This window comes from Streptomyces sp. NPDC057271, assembly GCF_042668715.1.
Lineage (GTDB): Bacteria > Actinomycetota > Actinomycetes > Streptomycetales > Streptomycetaceae > Streptomyces.
This window is the reverse complement of the sequence record NZ_JBHUYJ010000037.1, coordinates 1-15101: the sequence shown is the minus strand read 5'-3', so window position 1 is coordinate 15101 and position 15101 is coordinate 1. Positions and strand designations below refer to the sequence as shown.

The 15101-nt window shown below is 68.5% G+C and carries 14 protein-coding genes and 1 tRNA gene; 7 read left to right on the top strand and 8 right to left on the bottom strand.

The annotated features are described in order from the left end of the window. Positions 1-269: 269 nt before the first annotated feature. From ACFUJR_RS18730 to ACFUJR_RS18720, 3 genes are read left to right on the top strand one after another with little or no spacing between them, the layout of a single operon-like run. Entirely contained in the window at positions 270-1142 is an 873-nt protein-coding gene (locus tag ACFUJR_RS18730; RefSeq protein ID WP_383176152.1) for an AAA family ATPase, read from the top strand. After that, the gene (locus tag ACFUJR_RS18725) at positions 1139-2515 is read left to right on the top strand and encodes a VWA domain-containing protein (RefSeq protein ID WP_383176149.1); all 1377 of its coding nucleotides are present in this window, start codon (positions 1139-1141) and stop codon (positions 2513-2515) included. The genes ACFUJR_RS18730 and ACFUJR_RS18725 overlap by 4 nt, the downstream gene beginning before the upstream one ends. Before the next feature lie 25 nt (positions 2516-2540). Continuing rightward, complete coding sequence (locus tag ACFUJR_RS18720; RefSeq protein ID WP_383176146.1) at positions 2541-2747, top strand: DNA-binding protein; 207 nt, start codon at positions 2541-2543, stop codon at positions 2745-2747. Between the two features lie 10 nt (positions 2748-2757). Here ACFUJR_RS18720 and dnaK read toward each other — a convergent pair whose 3' ends face one another. Continuing rightward, positions 2758-4605, bottom strand: coding sequence for a molecular chaperone DnaK (gene dnaK / locus ACFUJR_RS18715; protein WP_383450549.1), 1848 nt, complete (start codon positions 4603-4605; stop codon positions 2758-2760). 259 nt (positions 4606-4864) lie between these two features. Between dnaK and ACFUJR_RS18710 the strand changes: the two genes are divergently transcribed. The 3 genes from ACFUJR_RS18710 (at position 4865) to ACFUJR_RS18700 (ending at position 8993) form a co-directional block, all read left to right on the top strand. Next, entirely contained in the window at positions 4865-5383 is a 519-nt protein-coding gene (locus ACFUJR_RS18710; protein WP_383169562.1) for a sugar transferase, read from the top strand. Between the two features lie 152 nt (positions 5384-5535). Then, entirely contained in the window at positions 5536-7815 is a 2280-nt protein-coding gene (locus ACFUJR_RS18705) for a (Fe-S)-binding protein (RefSeq protein ID WP_383169560.1), read from the top strand. A 335-nt stretch (positions 7816-8150) separates the two neighbouring features. Then, complete coding sequence (locus ACFUJR_RS18700; protein ID WP_383180221.1) at positions 8151-8993, top strand: Yip1 family protein; 843 nt, start codon at positions 8151-8153, stop codon at positions 8991-8993. Positions 8994-9068: 75 nt separating this feature from the next. Here the strand turns inward: ACFUJR_RS18700 and ACFUJR_RS18695 are convergent, their stop codons facing one another. Together ACFUJR_RS18695 and dcd are read right to left on the bottom strand one after the other, a co-directional pair. Next, entirely contained in the window at positions 9069-9566 is a 498-nt protein-coding gene (locus tag ACFUJR_RS18695) for a phosphoribosyltransferase (protein ID WP_383180224.1), read from the bottom strand. Between the two features lie 5 nt (positions 9567-9571). Next, a complete protein-coding gene (dcd, locus tag ACFUJR_RS18690) occupies positions 9572-10147 on the bottom strand; it encodes a dCTP deaminase (RefSeq protein ID WP_056653242.1) in 576 nt (191 codons plus the stop codon). A 390-nt stretch (positions 10148-10537) separates the two neighbouring features. Between dcd and ACFUJR_RS18685 the strand changes: the two genes are divergently transcribed. Beyond that, positions 10538-10611: transfer RNA gene (locus ACFUJR_RS18685), tRNA-Gly, on the top strand. 229 nt (positions 10612-10840) lie between these two features. On the opposite strand, the gene ACFUJR_RS18680 is transcribed toward ACFUJR_RS18685, so the two are convergent. The 5 genes from ACFUJR_RS18680 to ACFUJR_RS18660 all read right to left on the bottom strand — a co-directional run bounded on the left by ACFUJR_RS18680 (position 10841) and on the right by ACFUJR_RS18660 (position 14865). Further along, positions 10841-11998, bottom strand: coding sequence for a helix-turn-helix domain-containing protein (locus ACFUJR_RS18680; protein ID WP_383180227.1), 1158 nt, complete (start codon positions 11996-11998; stop codon positions 10841-10843). A 30-nt stretch (positions 11999-12028) separates the two neighbouring features. Further along, positions 12029-12667: a hypothetical protein gene (locus ACFUJR_RS18675; RefSeq protein ID WP_383180229.1), complete on the bottom strand. Its 639-nt coding sequence runs from the start codon at positions 12665-12667 to the stop codon at positions 12029-12031. A 162-nt stretch (positions 12668-12829) separates the two neighbouring features. Beyond that, positions 12830-13969 carry a tyrosine-type recombinase/integrase gene (locus tag ACFUJR_RS18670; protein ID WP_383180232.1) on the bottom strand — a complete coding sequence of 380 codons (1140 nt, stop codon included), beginning with the start codon at positions 13967-13969 and terminating at the stop codon, positions 12830-12832. Continuing rightward, entirely contained in the window at positions 13969-14187 is a 219-nt protein-coding gene (locus ACFUJR_RS18665) for an excisionase family DNA-binding protein (protein WP_383180238.1), read from the bottom strand. The genes ACFUJR_RS18670 and ACFUJR_RS18665 overlap by 1 nt, the downstream gene beginning before the upstream one ends. 183 nt (positions 14188-14370) lie before the next feature. Continuing rightward, on the bottom strand, positions 14371-14865 hold the full coding sequence (locus ACFUJR_RS18660) for a helix-turn-helix domain-containing protein (RefSeq protein ID WP_383180235.1): 495 nt from the start codon (positions 14863-14865) through the stop codon (positions 14371-14373). Positions 14866-15101: the final 236 nt, after the last annotated feature.

The following is a 15101-nucleotide window of genomic DNA, read 5'->3' as shown; positions in this document are numbered from 1 at the left end:
CCGGCCGTCCCTGGTCACACAGGGCATCTGCCGTCTCACAACGTGCTTCGTGGCGACCGCCGTTCGTGCCGGGGGGCGGGGCGTCCGGGTGACCGCGCCCGGCCCGTCCGGCGAAGGGCCGACGGGGAGGCCGGCGGCGCCGTCCGTCGTCGCGTCGGTGACCTTGGCCGCACGTGCGGTCCGGACGGTTGTGCAACATGGCGGGAGCTGATCGAGTACGCGTACGACCACCGGCCGGTACGGAACCACGCGGCTCCTGGGGGAACACCATGACGACGACCGGGTACTTCAGCTCCGTCGACGACGTCGCCGAGCGACTCGCCACGACCGGGTACCTGGCCTCACCGGCCGTCGCGACCACCGTCTTCCTCGCCGACCGACTGGGCAAGCCGCTCCTCGTGGAGGGTCCCGCCGGGGTGGGCAAGACCGAGCTGGCCAAGGCCGTGGCCCAGGTCGCCGACGCCCGGCTCGTACGGCTCCAGTGCTACGAGGGCGTCGACGAGTCACGGGCCCTGTACGAGTGGAACCACGCCAAGCAGCTGCTGCGGATCACGGCGGGCCGCGACGAGAGCTGGGACGAGACGCGCACGGACATCTTCAGCGAGGAGTTCCTGCTTCCGCGCCCGCTCCTCACCGCCATCCGCTCCGCCGAGCCGACCGTGCTGCTCATCGACGAGACCGACAAGGCCGACATCGAGGTGGAGGGGCTCCTCCTCGAAGTGCTGAGCGATTTCCAGATCACCGTGCCCGAGCTGGGCACCATCACCGCGGCCCGGCGCCCCTTCGTCGTCCTCACCTCCAACGCCGGGCGCGAACTGTCGGAGGCGCTGCGCCGCCGCTGTCTCTTCCTCCACATCGGTTTCCCTGAGGAGGAGCTCGAACGGCGCATCGTGACCTCGAAGGTGCCCGGACTCGACGCGGCCCTGGTGGCGTCGCTGGTGCGCGTGGTCGGCGCGCTCCGCGCCATGGACCTGCGCAAGGTGCCCTCGGTCGCGGAGACCATCGACTGGGCGCGGACGCTCCTCGCCCTCGGTGCCGACGCCCTCGACGAGACGGTGGTCCGCGAGAGTCTCGGCGTGATCCTCAAGCACCAGGACGACATCCTGAAGGCGGCCGCCAAGCTCGACCTGGACACGCTGTGACCGCGGCGCCGGCCGGGGTGGCGCGGCGGCTCACCGGTCTGGTGCACGCGCTCCGCGCCCACGGCCTGTCGATCGGCACGGGCGAGAGCGTGGACGCGGCGCACGCCCTGGAGGCGGTGGGCTTCACCGCCCGGGAGCGGATGCGGGAGGCACTCGCCGCCACGCTGCTCCACAAGGAGGGACAACGCCCGCTCTTCGACCGCGTCTTCGACCTGTACTTTCCCCTCACCTCCACCGACCCGGACGAGGTCGCTCCCGCCGGTGCGTTCGACACCGCGGCGCTACGGGACCGGCTGGCCGCCGCCCTGGCCGCCGACGACCGCTCGGCGCTGACGCGGCTCGCGGGCGAGGCGGTGGGCGGCCTCGGCGGGTACGGTTCCTCTCCGGACTCGGACGGCTGGTCCTCGTACCAGACGCTCGCCCGGCTGCGGCCCGAGACCCTGCTCGCCCGTGTCCGGGCCATGCTCCGCGACACGGCCGTGGGCGGACCGGAGTTCACCGACCGGCTCACGGACGACGAGATCCGGCGGCGCATCGAGGCGTTCCGTGAACGGGTACGGACCGAGGCCCGGCGGCGGGTCGCCGAGCGGCAGGGCCGGGACCGGGTCGCGCGGCGCGCGGTCGCGGGCACTCCGGACAGCGTCGACTTCCTGCTCGCCGGGCGGGCCCGGCTCGACGAGTTGCGGACGACGGTACGGCCGCTGGCGCGCAGGCTCGCGACCCGCCTCGCTGCACGGCGGCGGCGCGCCGCGCGGGGACAGATCGATCTGCGGCGCACGCTGCGCGGTTCGCTGTCGACCGGCGGCGTTCCGATGCGGCCGGTGCTGCGGCGCAGACGTCCCGCGCGCCCCGAACTCGTCCTGCTCTGCGACGTGTCAGGGTCCGTCGCGGGGTTCGCGAGCTTCACCATGCTGCTGGTGCAGGCGTTGCACGACCAGTTCAGCAGGGTGCGGGTGTTCGCCTTCGTCAACCGGGTCGACGAGGTGACCGACCTCGTCGCGCGGGGTGCGGCGGACCCGGCGGGGCTCGGCGCCCGCATCCTCGACGAGGCGGTGCTGACGGGCTGGCACGGCCAGAGCGACTACGGGACCGCGCTGGGCGAGTTCGACGAGCGGTACGCCGAAGCCGTCGGCCCGCGCACCGTGGTCTTCGTCCTCGGCGACGCCCGTACGAACATGAGCGACCCGAACCTCGCGGCGCTGAAGCGGATCGCCGACCGGGCCCGCCGGATCCACTGGCTCAACCCCGAGCGGCCCTCACTGTGGTCGACGGGCGACTCGGTCGCCCTCGCCTACGCCGAGCTGGTCGACATGCGTCCGTGCCGCAACGCGCGCCAGCTGAGTGACCTCGTCGGCAGGCTGCTCCCGTTGTGAGCGCCCGCGTGGCACCATCACGCGTGTGACCACACCTGAGGAACCCGGCACCGACCTGCCGCGAGGGATCGGGGCGCCCGCCACGCGGGCGCTGACCGCCGCGGGCTACACCGCGCTCGACGCGCTCGCCGGAGTGCCGGCGGCAGAGCTCGCGGCTCTCCACGGTGTGGGCCCGAAGGCGCTGCGCGTGCTCCAGGAGAGTCTGGAGGAGCGCGGCCTCTCACTCGGCTGAGCCTCAGGCGTCAGGCGCCGCCGCCCCTCCGCTCGTCCTCGTCGTCGACGATCTCGGCGTCCACGACGTCGTCGTCGGCCTTGGCCTCGCCCTGCGGCGCGTCGCCGCCCGCGGCCTGCGCGGCCTGGGCGTCGGCGTACATGGCCTGGCCGAGCTTCTGGGAGACGGCCGCGACCTTCTCGGTGGCCGTACGGATCTCCGCGGTGTCCTCGCCCTTGAGCTTCTCCTTCAGCTCGGCGACGGCGGTCTCGACCTCGGTCCTGACCTCACCGGGGACCTTGTCCTCGTTGTCCTTGAGGAACTTCTCCGTCTGGTAGACGAGCTGCTCGCCCTGGTTGCGGGACTCGGCGGCCTCGCGGCGGGCGTGGTCCTCGTCCGCGTACTTCTCGGCCTCCTCGCGCATCCGGTCGACCTCGTCCTTCGGCAGCGAGGAGCCACCGGTGACGGTCATCTTCTGCTCCTTGCCCGTGCCCAGGTCCTTGGCGGTCACGTGCATGATGCCGTTGGCGTCGATGTCGAAGGCGACCTCGATCTGCGGGACGCCACGCGGGGCCGGCGGCAGACCGGTCAGCTCGAACATGCCGAGCTTCTTGTTGTACGCCGCGATCTCGCGCTCACCCTGGTAGACCTGGATCTGCACCGACGGCTGGTTGTCCTCGGCCGTCGTGAAGATCTCCGACCGCTTGGTCGGGATCGTGGTGTTGCGCTCGATGAGCTTGGTCATGATGCCGCCCTTGGTCTCGATACCAAGCGACAGCGGGGTCACGTCGAGGAGCAGGACGTCCTTGACCTCACCCTTGAGGACACCGGCCTGCAGGGCCGCGCCGATGGCGACGACCTCGTCCGGGTTCACGCCCTTGTTGGCCTCCTGGCCACCGGTCAGCTCCTTGACGAGCTCGGCGACGGCCGGCATACGGGTGGAGCCACCGACGAGAACGACGTGGTCGATCTCGGACAGGTTGATGCCCGCGTCCTTGATGACGTTGTGGAACGGCGTCTTGCAGCGGTCCAGGAGGTCGGCCGTGAGCTGCTGGAACTGCGCCCGGGTGAGCTTCTCCTCCAGGTGCAGCGGACCCTCGGCGGAGGCCGTGATGTACGGCAGGTTGATCGACGTCTCGGTGGAGGACGACAGCTCGATCTTCGCCTTCTCCGCGGCCTCGCGGAGACGCTGGAGAGCCATCTTGTCCTTGGCCAGGTCGACGCCGTGACCGTTGGCGAACTGCTTCACCAGGTAGTCGACGACGCGCTGGTCCCAGTCGTCACCACCGAGGTGGTTGTCACCGTTGGTCGCCTTCACCTCGACGACGCCGTCACCGATCTCCAGGAGGGACACGTCGAAGGTGCCGCCACCGAGGTCGAAGACGAGGATCGTCTGGTCGTCCTTGTCCAGGCCGTAGGCCAGGGCGGCCGCGGTCGGCTCGTTGACGATGCGCAGGACGTTGAGGCCTGCGATCTCACCGGCCTCCTTGGTGGCCTGACGCTCGGAGTCGTTGAAGTACGCCGGGACGGTGATGACCGCGTCGACGACCTTCTCGCCCAGGTACGCCTCGGCGTCGCGCTTCAGCTTCTGCAGGATGAAGGCGCTCATCTGCTGCGGGTTGAAGGTCTTGCCGTCGATGTCGATCTTCCAGTCGGTGCCCATGTGGCGCTTGACCGACCGGATGGTCCTGTCGACGTTGGTGACCGCCTGGCGCTTGGCGACCTCGCCGACGAGCACCTCACCGTTCTTCGCGAAAGCGACGACGGACGGCGTGGTCCTGGCGCCCTCGGCGTTGGTGATGACGGTGGGCTCGCCGCCTTCCAGAACGCTGACGACGGAGTTAGTCGTGCCCAGGTCGATGCCGACCGCACGTGCCATTTCGATTCCTCCAGCTGACTGACTTGAGTGGAACTGACTCAAGGATGCACGACGACCCTCGGCGCGTCAACAGACCTGAGTGGAGGTGACTCAACTCTTCACCCTGAGAGCCGCTCAAAGAAGCGCCGGAAGGCCCACCGGGGCGCGTCATTCCCCGACTCAGGACCCCTCGCCATGAGAGAGTCCGGGGTGCCCCCGCCAGGCAAACCGGGCGTATCCCACGAATATCCCATGAATGTCACTCGAAAGGGTGTGGGGAATGACGGCCAAGCGCGCACTCGACCTCCTGGGCGGACTCGCCCTGCTGGCCGTCCTGTCCCCTCTGTTCGCCGCCGTCGCCCTCTCCCTCGCGGTCGCGACGGCCGGCGCCGGCGGGGTGATGCGCCGCCGGACCGTGGCGGGCCGGGGCGGACAGGCCTTCACGATGCACACGTTCCGCACGAAGAGCCCGCTGGCCGGAATGCCCCTCCTGGTCCATGTCGTACGGGGGGAGATGTCGCTCGTCGGACCATGCCCACTCACCCCCGGACACCGCGAGTGCGTGGGCGAGTCGCGCCGGAGGCTGACGGTCCGGCCGGGGCTGACGGGGCTCTGGCAGATCAGCGGACGCTCCGAGCTGCCCTGGGAGGAGCGCGAGCTGCTCGACCTCCACTATGTGGACCATCACTGGCTCGGGATGGATCTGGCCATCCTGGCGCGTACGCTTCCAGCAGTCCGCAGGCGTCGCGCGGCGAGCGCTTCGACGGCCGGGAGAACCCGGCCGGCAAGGCTTGCCTGAGCGACACAGATCACCGCAGGCGCCGCTACAGCGCGGAGCCGTGAAGGGGTAATCTCAGCACGGACTGAATAAGTTACCGCTTAGTAGCGCCGAACTCGCCACACTGGGGAGTACAGGCGCTCCGCCTCGCAGGCCCGCCCGAGGAGCCCCTCATGCAACTCGCCGCGATCATCGTGTCGATCGCCATCACGGTGGTGGCCGTCGCGCTGTTCGGCCGCGCCATCGCGCAGATCTACCGCTTCGTGAAGCTCGGCCAGCCCGTGCCCGCGGGCACGCGCACCGGCGACCCCACACAGCGCACCATCACGCTGGTCAAGGAGTTCCTCGGCCACACCCGCATGAACCGCTGGGGTGTCGTCGGCGTGGCGCACTGGTTCGTCGCGGTGGGCTTCTTCTCGCTGCTGCTCACCATCGTCAACGCCTTCGGCCAGCTCTTCCAGGCCGACTGGCTGATCCCGATCATCGGCGACTGGCTGCCGTACGAGATCTTCACCGAGTTCCTCGGCCTGATGACCGTTCTCGGCATCGTGACCCTCATCGTGATCCGGCAGCTGAACCGGCCGGGCGGAGCGGGCCGCAAGTCCCGCTTCACGGGCTCCAAGACCGGCCAGGCGTACTTCGTCGAGGCGGTCATCCTGATCGTCGGCGTCTGCATCATGACGCTGCGCGCCCTGGAGGGCGTCCAGCACCACGTGACGAGCTGGGAGCCGGGCTTCTTCGCCTCGTACCCGCTGATCGCGCTGCTCGACGGTCTCGACCTGAGCACGATCCAGCACCTCACCTACTTCTTCGCGGCGCTCAAGATCGTCACGTCCTTCACCTGGATGATCACGGTCTCGCTGAACACCAACATGGGCGTCGCCTGGCACCGCTTCCTCGGCTTCCCGAACATCTGGTTCAAGCGGAACGCCGACGGCTCCACCGCGCTCGGCGCGCTCCAGCCGATGACGACCGCGGGCCAGGAGATCGACTGGGAGGACCCGGCCGAGGACGCCGTCTTCGGTGTCTCCCAGGTCGAGCAGTTCTCCTGGAAGGGCATCCTCGACTTCTCCACCTGTACCGAGTGCGGCCGCTGCCAGTCGCAGTGCCCCGCCTGGAACACCGGCAAGCCGCTCTCCCCGAAGCTCCTGATCATGTCGCTGCGCGACCACGCGCACGCCAAGGCCCCGTACCTGCTGGCCGGCGGCGGCAAGACCATGGAGGGCGAGGAGAAGGCGTCCGAGGAGCAGCTGGCCGGCGTGCCCGCCGCCGCCCTCGCGGAGGCCGAGCGTCCGCTCATCGGCACCGCCGAGGAGAACGGCGTCATCGACCCGGACGTGCTGTGGTCCTGCACCACCTGCGGCGCCTGCGTCGAGCAGTGCCCGGTCGACATCGAGCACATCGACCACATCGTCGACATGCGCCGCTACCAGGTGATGATCGAGTCCGCCTTCCCGAGCGAGGCCGGCACGATGCTCAAGAACCTGGAGAAGAAGGGCAACCCCTGGGGTCTGGCCAAGAAGCAGCGCGTCGAGTGGACCAAGGAGGTCGACTTCGACGTCCCGATCGTCGGCAAGGACGTCGAGGACCTCACCGAGGTCGACTACCTGTACTGGGTCGGCTGCGCCGGCGCCCTGGAGGACCGGGCCAAGAAGACCACCAAGGCCTTCGCCGAGCTGCTGCACATGGCGGGCGTCAAGTTCGCGATCATGGGTGGCGAGGAGAAGTGCACCGGTGACTCGCCCCGCCGCCTGGGCAACGAGCCGCTGTTCCAGCAGCTCGGCCAGGAGAACGTCGCGATGCTGAACATGGCGTTCGGCGAGGACGACGAGGACGAGTCGACCAGGAAGCCGAAGTCGGCGAAGAAGATCGTCGCGACCTGCCCGCACTGCTTCAACACGATCGCCAACGAGTACCCCCAGCTGGGCGGCGAGTTCGAGGTCATCCACCACACGCAGCTGCTCCAGCACCTCATCGACGAGGGCAAGCTGATCCCGGTGACGCCGGTCGAGGGTCTGATCACGTACCACGACCCCTGCTACCTGGGCCGCCACAACAAGGTCTACACGCCGCCGCGCGAGATCATGGACAAGGTCCCGGGCCTGCGCCAGCAGGAGATGCACCGTCACAAGGAGCGCGGCTTCTGCTGTGGCGCCGGTGGCGCGCGGATGTGGATGGAGGAGCGGATCGGCAAGCGCATCAACAACGAGCGCGTCGACGAGGCCCTGTCCCTCAACCCGGACATCGTCTCCACCGCCTGCCCGTTCTGTCTGGTCATGCTCACGGACTCCGTGAACGGCAAGAAGAACGAGGGCAAGGCGAAGGAGTCCGTCCAGGTCGTGGACGTGGCCCAGCTGCTGCTCGACTCGGTGAAGACGAAGCCGGAGGACGTCGAGGCGGACGCCCCGGAGTCGGATGCGGAGTCCGAGTCGGAGTCGGTCTCGGCCGAGTAGCCGGTACGAACGAGAGAGCCGCCCCGCGCGAGATGCGCGGGGCGGCTTTCGTACGTACGGCTGCGCGCCCTCGCTCCTGGCGGGGCGAGCGGCGACGGTACAGGGCGAACCCGAGCCCTGAGGCCCCGCGGGCCGGCCGCCGGACCCCCGGCTGATCCGTCTTCCGCCCGGACGCACCGTCGGCCTCGTAACCGTGGGCCTCGTAACCGTCGGCCTCGTAACCGTGGGCCGAGGGCCGAGCACCGGCCTGGCAAAGCCCTCAGGGGCCCCCTAGGGGATGTCACAGCTCAGTGGCAAAGGAGCGCCCACACAGCGGAAACGGGTACGTTCAAGGCGTGGCTGGATTCAGGAACGGACGCGGCCGGGAAAACCGCCCCCCGCAACAACAACCGCAGCAGGCGCCGTACGGGTACACCGCGGCCCCGCCGCCCCACCCGCAGCAGCAGTGGGCCCAGCAGGCCCCTCAGGGCGGCGGGTACGGCGAGCCGGAGTACTTCGGGGACCCGCACGGAGCGCAGCAGCATCAGCAGCAGCACTACGCGGCGAACACGCCGGGGCACACGCAGATGTTCAGCGTGAACGAGGACCCCTACGGCGACGCGGCGACGTACCCCGCCGCCGCCCCCGTCCCGACGGGCCCGCGGCTGCCCTGGAAGGCCCTGCTGAGCGGCATCGTGCTGCGCCCGGCGCCGACGTTCCTGCAGATGCGGGACCACGCGGTGTGGGGGCCGGCGCTGGTCGTCACGTTCCTCTACGGCCTGCTGGCGATCTTCGGCTTCGACCAGGCGCGCGACGAGGCGATCGGCGCGACGCTGTCGACGGCGATCCCGTACGTGCTGATGACGGGCGCCGGCTTCGTCGTCGGTGGCCTGATCCTGGGCGCGGTCACGCACACCCTGGCGCGCCAGCTGGGCGGCGACGGCAGCTGGCAGCCGACCGTGGGCCTGTCGATGCTGATCATGTCGATCACGGACGCGCCCCGGCTGGTCTTCGCGATGTTCCTGGGCGGCGAGAACAGCCTGGTACAGGTCCTCGGCTGGGCCACCTGGCTGGCGGCCGGCGCGCTGTTCACGCTGATGGTGAGCCGCTCGCACGACCTGCCGTGGCCGAAGGCGCTGGGCGCGTCGGCGATCCAGCTGATCGCACTGCTCTCGCTCATCAAGCTGGGCACGCTGTAGAAGACGAAAGGAAGGGCCCCCACCGCAAGGAGCGGTTTCCGGGGCCCTTCCTCATTCCGTCCGCACCTCTTCGCCTCAGGCGTCGAGGACCTGGCCCTCGCGCCGCAGCACGGGCGGCTCGACCGACCAGGGGAAGTTGATCCACTCGTCGGTCTTCTTCCACACGTACTCGCACTTCACGAGGGAGTGCGACTTCTCGTAGACGACGGCGGAGCGGACCTCGGCGACGTGGTCGACGCAGAAGTCGTGGACGAGCTTGAGCGTCTTGCCGGTGTCGGCGACGTCATCGGCGATCAGCACCTTCTTGTCGCTGAAGTCGATGGCGTTGGGAACGGGCGCGAGCATGACCGGCATCTCGAGCGTCGTTCCGACCCCGGTGTAGAACTCCACGTTGACGAGGTGGATGTTCTTGCAGTCGAGGGCGTACGCCAGACCGCCGGCGACGAAGACGCCGCCGCGCGCGATGGAGAGCACGATGTCGGGCTCGTAACCGTCGTCGGCGATGGTCTGGGCGAGCTCGCGGATGGCGCGGCCGAAGCCCTCGTAGGTGAGGTTCTCCCGTACGTCACTCATTGCCGTCACACCTGGGTCCGATGGAAGTTCATGAACGAGCGCGAGGCCGTCGGCCCCCGCTGTCCCTGGTAGCGCGAGCCGTACCGCTCGCTGCCGTACGGGAACTCTGCGGGCGAGCTGAGGCGGAACATGCACAGCTGCCCGATCTTCATCCCCGGCCAGAGCTTGATCGGCAGGGTGGCGAGGTTCGACAGCTCCAGGGTCACGTGCCCGGAGAAACCGGGGTCGATGAACCCGGCGGTGGAATGGGTGACGAGCCCGAGCCGCCCGAGCGAGCTCTTCCCCTCCAGCCGCGAGGCGATGTCGTCGGGGAGGGAGATGACCTCGTAGGTCGAGGCGAGCACGAACTCACCGGGGTGGAGGATGAACGCCTCGTCACCCTCGGGCTCGACCTCGCGAGTCAGGTCGAGCTGCTCGACGGCGGGGTCGATGTGGGGGTAGCGGTGGTTCTCGAACACCCGGAAGAAGCGGTCAAGCCGCACGTCGATGCTCGAGGGCTGCACCATGGATTCGTCGTACGGGTCGATGCGCACCCGTCCGGCATCGATCTCGGCCCGGATGTCCTTGTCTGAGAGAAGCACGCCCCCACGATACGCAGAGGGCGCGGACCTGCCCCAATCGGGAACCCGCCGCGCCCCAGCCGATCAGCGCCGCTCAAGCTCCACGGGCACCGCATGCCGCAGCCGCGCACAGCGCGGACAGCGAATGAGCCGCCCTGGGCCGATCCGCCCGGCACCGAGCTGCTGCAGCGGGAACGAAGCGGTACTGAACACATGCCCTTCGGCACAACGAACGACGGTGCGCTCCATCGAACCCATCAAGTCCCTTCCCCGACAAGTGGTGGACGAGAGAGCCACATTAGAACGCAACAGCACCCGCCTCCAGGCGCCGCTCCGTCACGGGGAGGTACGCCTCGACTTCGCGATGGGGTACAGTGTCCGAGTCTGCGGTACCGATCAACGAACCGCCAGGCGGATGTAGTTTAATGGTAGAACATGAGCTTCCCAAGCTTATAGCGCGGGTTCGATTCCCGTCATCCGCTCCACAGTAAAGCCCCAGGTCAGCAACCTGGGGCTTCGTTGTTGTCTAGACCTCTTGGGGACCGCCGTGCCCTCCGCGTGCCCCAACTCAGCTATATGCCCTGCCCACGGCGCTGCCTCCGCACCATTTAGGTGACGCGGAGGCAGCGCCGTCTCGATATGCGGGCGGGCGGCTCTGTGATCCGCACCACTTCCACCCGATGGAACGTTCCTCCGCAGACGCAAGTGCGAGTGTCAGCGCACGACAGAAAGTTGTGGCCTACGGGAGGTGACTGCACTACGGGCACCACCGCGCCCGCCCTCCTGGGCCATGACCACCAGGCCGAAAATCAAGTCGCTGAGGTCGACGGCTCGCAGGTCGAGATCACGGGCGACTTCCGCCAGTGGCGTGCCTTCCGCTCGAAGGGCGGCGAAGACCTTGCCCAACACCTGGGAGGTCTCCCGCGTGAGTGCGCTCTGGGGTTCCGACTTCCGATATCCCATGCGACTGAGCTCGACGCAGTGTGTGCGGTACTGCCATTCGGTGGTGAGGTTGAGTTCGTGCAGGCGGTGGGCGAGTGCCATGGCGGCGACTTTCCAGCGACGCTTCGCCTGCAGGATCCAGGTGGTGCTCGGGTTGCGAGGGGCGTGCGCCAAGACGTCTGCGGCGGGCATGAGCAGGGCGGCAGCGAAGCGGTGCGCTTCCCCTTCGGCCTGGGGCCCATGAGGGACCTGCTCCTCGCCATGCAGAACCAGGTGCCCCAGCTCATGTGCGGCGTCGAAGCGTCCACGCTCGGCCGTCTTCTCGGTGTTCAGCAGCACGAACGGGATGCCGCGGTCCCAGAAGGAGAAGGCGTCCACTTCCGGGCAGTCCCGGGACAGCGAGAACACACGCACGCCGTGCGCTTCGAGCAGGTGAACCATGTTGGGGATCGGGGCGACCCCCAACCCCCATCGAGTGCGGACCAGTTCGGCTGCGCGCTCGGCGGGACAGTTCTCGACACCGGCCTCGCCCGGAAACACTGGTTCGTTGTCGCTGCCGAGACGGCTGAACGAGGTCAAGGACGGAAGGTCTGGCGCCGGCAGCTTGAAGCGAGCCCGGATCCAGTCCTGCAAGATCCGGGCGAGGCGACCACTGCTCAGGGCGATGTCCCGTTGTGAGGCCGTCATCTTGCTCAGCGCCCTGAAGCTGACCGACTCGACGGGCAAGTCGGCAACGTCTTCGGCAACGAAGAAGGACTCAGGGAACTCCAGAGCCTCAGCAAGGCTGGCCAGGGAGGCCGGGGGAGGGTAGGCCCGGCCGTTCTCGTAATCGGACAGCCGGCGGGCGGTGAGTCCGACCATCTGGGCGAGACGGGTGACGGTGAGCCCGCGGCGCTTGCGCGCCAGGACGAGCCGGGATGCGGTGGTCATGGGAGTGCCAATGGGTTGTGGGGTGGACGATCAGCCCAGACGCTCGATCGGGATGTCGATGCCGCCTTCGCCGTCGTCGTCGTTCGGGAACGGGTTGAAGCCCTCGAAGTCGATGTAGGGGAAGATGATCCGCTCGTGCCAGCTGTCGATCTTGCCACGACTCCCCGGGTTGGTCGGCAGCGACAGCTCGTAGTAGAGCCGTGTGCCCGTCAGGGTGTTCACGTGCTGATACAGGAGGAACCAGGTCGGGATCCCCTCTCCGACTCCCTGAGACTCGGGTTCGGCCTCGTAGCCAGGGAACATCAGCTGTCGGTTGGTCTCAACCCGGCGGATGACCGCCGTGCCCTTCGAGTAGCGGGTGGCAGGGGTGAGCGCGGCGTAGCCGGTGGCCTTGTTTCCGCTGGAGGCAGTGATGGCGAAGTCCTCCTCCGGCGACAGCAGGAGGGAGACGTTATGAGGGCTCACACTGCGCCACCCGTCAGGGATGTACGCCTCACGCAGGAAGCGGATGGTCCTGCCCCAGAAGATGTTGCCCGGGAGCGAGACCGGGTCGAGGGGCGTGCAGAAGTTGCGTTCCGCCTCGGCGCGCCGCAGCACGTTCTCGATGGCTTCGGCCGAGAGCCCCAGGTCTGCGAGACGGCTCTGGCCGCGTGAGTCCTCAACGTGCATGACTGCCATATTCAGCCCCTGACCACGGAGTGCGATTTCCGGAAATCCTCCCTCATTCGAGGGAGGAAATCAAGAAGCGCTGCTGGTCAGTCGACTACCAGGGTTCGACCATCCCCGGTCAGAGCTGGTGGTGAACCGCTCTGACCGGGGACGTTACGGATCTCAGTCGGACTCGACGCCAGTCGCACGTCCACGCAACTCACGGACCTTGGCGTCGATGCCTCCGGCGACCTCCTGCTGGCGGGCGTCGTCGGAATGCTGGTAGATCATCGCGGCCTTCTCCGAGGACTGGCCGGCGCGGACCATCGCGTCCTTCAACGTGGCACCGGACTGGGTGGAGAGGGTGTGGCCCGTGTGCCGGAGGTCGTAGAAGCGGAAGTCCTTCGGTAGGCCGACCTTGGCGCGGGCCTTCGCCCACTTCCGGCCGAAGGTCGTCCGTCGGAAGGGTGCTCCCTTCTCCCCCACGAACAGCAGCCCGTCGGGCTCCTTCTGCGCGAACCAGTCCAGGTGCCGCTTGACCTCGATATAGAGGAAGGCCGGCAAGTGGATGGTCCTGACACCGGCCGCGGATTTGGTGTCGCCCTCGACGCGACGTCCGGTGTTCAGTTCCGGAGCGGCCTCCGTGACCCGTACGGCGAGCGGGTCGAGGGTGATCGAGCTCCGGCGCAGAGCCGCCAGCTCCTCCGGACGCATCGGACCGTAGGCGCCGAGGTACACCATCAGCCGCCAGCGGATCCCGATGGCCTCGGCGAGGGCGTCGACCTGCTCGACGGTGGCCGTCGTGCGCTCCTTCGCCTTCTCGCTGCCGGCGCCCCTGATCCGGCACGGATTACGCCGGATCAGTTCGTCGTCCGCAGCCGTCTCCATGATCGCCTTGAGCAGGCGGTAAGACTTGGCGACGGTCGTAGCCCCGGTGGTGGCGAAGCGCTCGGCCCGCCAGGTCCGCACGGTCGGCGGGGTGATCTCATCGAGGTCCACCTCGCCGAAGAACGGAAGGAGGTGCAGCCGCAGGAGGCGGCGGTATAGCTCGTCCGTGGTGGCGGACAGGCCGCGCTCCGCCACCCACTTCAAGGCGTACTCCTCGAAGTTGACCGCTCCGACTTCCGGATCTACCCAGACGTTGCGCTGGATGTCCGCCTTGGTGAGGGTCAGCCAGTCCTGGGCCTCGGTCCTCGTCTCGAAGGTCTCCGGGGCGGTACGTCGGGACCCGTCCGGTGCCCAGTAGCGCGCCTGCCAGCGCCCCGAGGGCAGCTGACGCACCGTGCCGAACTCACGCCGCCGCTGCGGCTTGCGGCTCGCCATCAGGCCGCCTTCCCGAAGCGGGAGCGCGCTTCGGGAAGGGAGGGGACGGTGCGCTCCTCGACGTACGCGGTCAACACGCTGTCGGCGATGCGGACGTGCTTGCCGAGCTTCACGTAGCGGATCCGGCGTTCCTGGATGAGCCGGCGGATGAAGCGGACGCCGGTGCCGAGGCGTTCGGCGGCCTCGTCGACCGTGAGCAGGCGGTCGTTGTTGTTCACCTCCTTCGCCGTGCGGGGCTGGGTGGAGGCGTGGGGTATCGCCGTGTGGCGCAAGCGGGGTCCTCTCGTGGCCTCGGCTGGTGGGGCGGCAACCCCGGCCGGGCCGGTGTCGTTCAGGGATGGGATGGGCGTGTGACTGGCCGGGTCCTGGGGTTTGCGGTCCAGGGCGGCCGGAGGAGCGGGCTAAGGCTCGGGCGGTAGGCCGAACTCCTCCTGGTTGATCTTCATGGTGCTCTCGGCGATGGCGTTGCTGACCACCGCGTTGGCCTCCTCACGGATGTCCGGGTGCTCCTCGAGGTAGGCGATGAGTTCGGCGTTGACCCGGAGGTACGCGTGCTGGGCGCGCTGGGCGGCCGCGCTGGCGGCCACGACGGTGTCGATCAGCTCCATGGCGCGGCCGGCGGCGGCCAGGGCCGGCGGGCCGACGAGGTTGGACAGTGACACCCCGAAGACCTCGGCGAAGCCGATCGCCTCGTCGAGGTTGATGCGGCGCTTGCCGTTCTCGATCCGCCATACCGCCGACGGGTTCATCTCGTAGCCGACCTCGTTGAGGCGGTCGGAGAGCGTGGTGGTGCTCCAGCCCCGCTGCTCGCGCTCGGCCTTGATCCGCTTGGCGGCGTTGTCCTCGCCCTTGAGCAGGACGCCCTCGGGCTCGTCCTCGCGGTCGTCGTCGGGCATTCCCCCTCCTTCCTCTCGCAGCACGTTCCTGCAATTCGCAGCAGCCTAAACAGTACACCATGCTCTGCCGCTTGCATAGCCTCTCTGCGTTTGGCATGGTTGTTGTGCTGGACCGCTGCTGTCCGCAGGAGACCGCCAGCACCTAGTGTTCTGAGTCTGGAATTCTGTTTAGATGTAGGCTTTCGGTATGGCGATGGGGCGGCCGAAGGCCGAGTTGGTGCTGACCGATGAGGAGC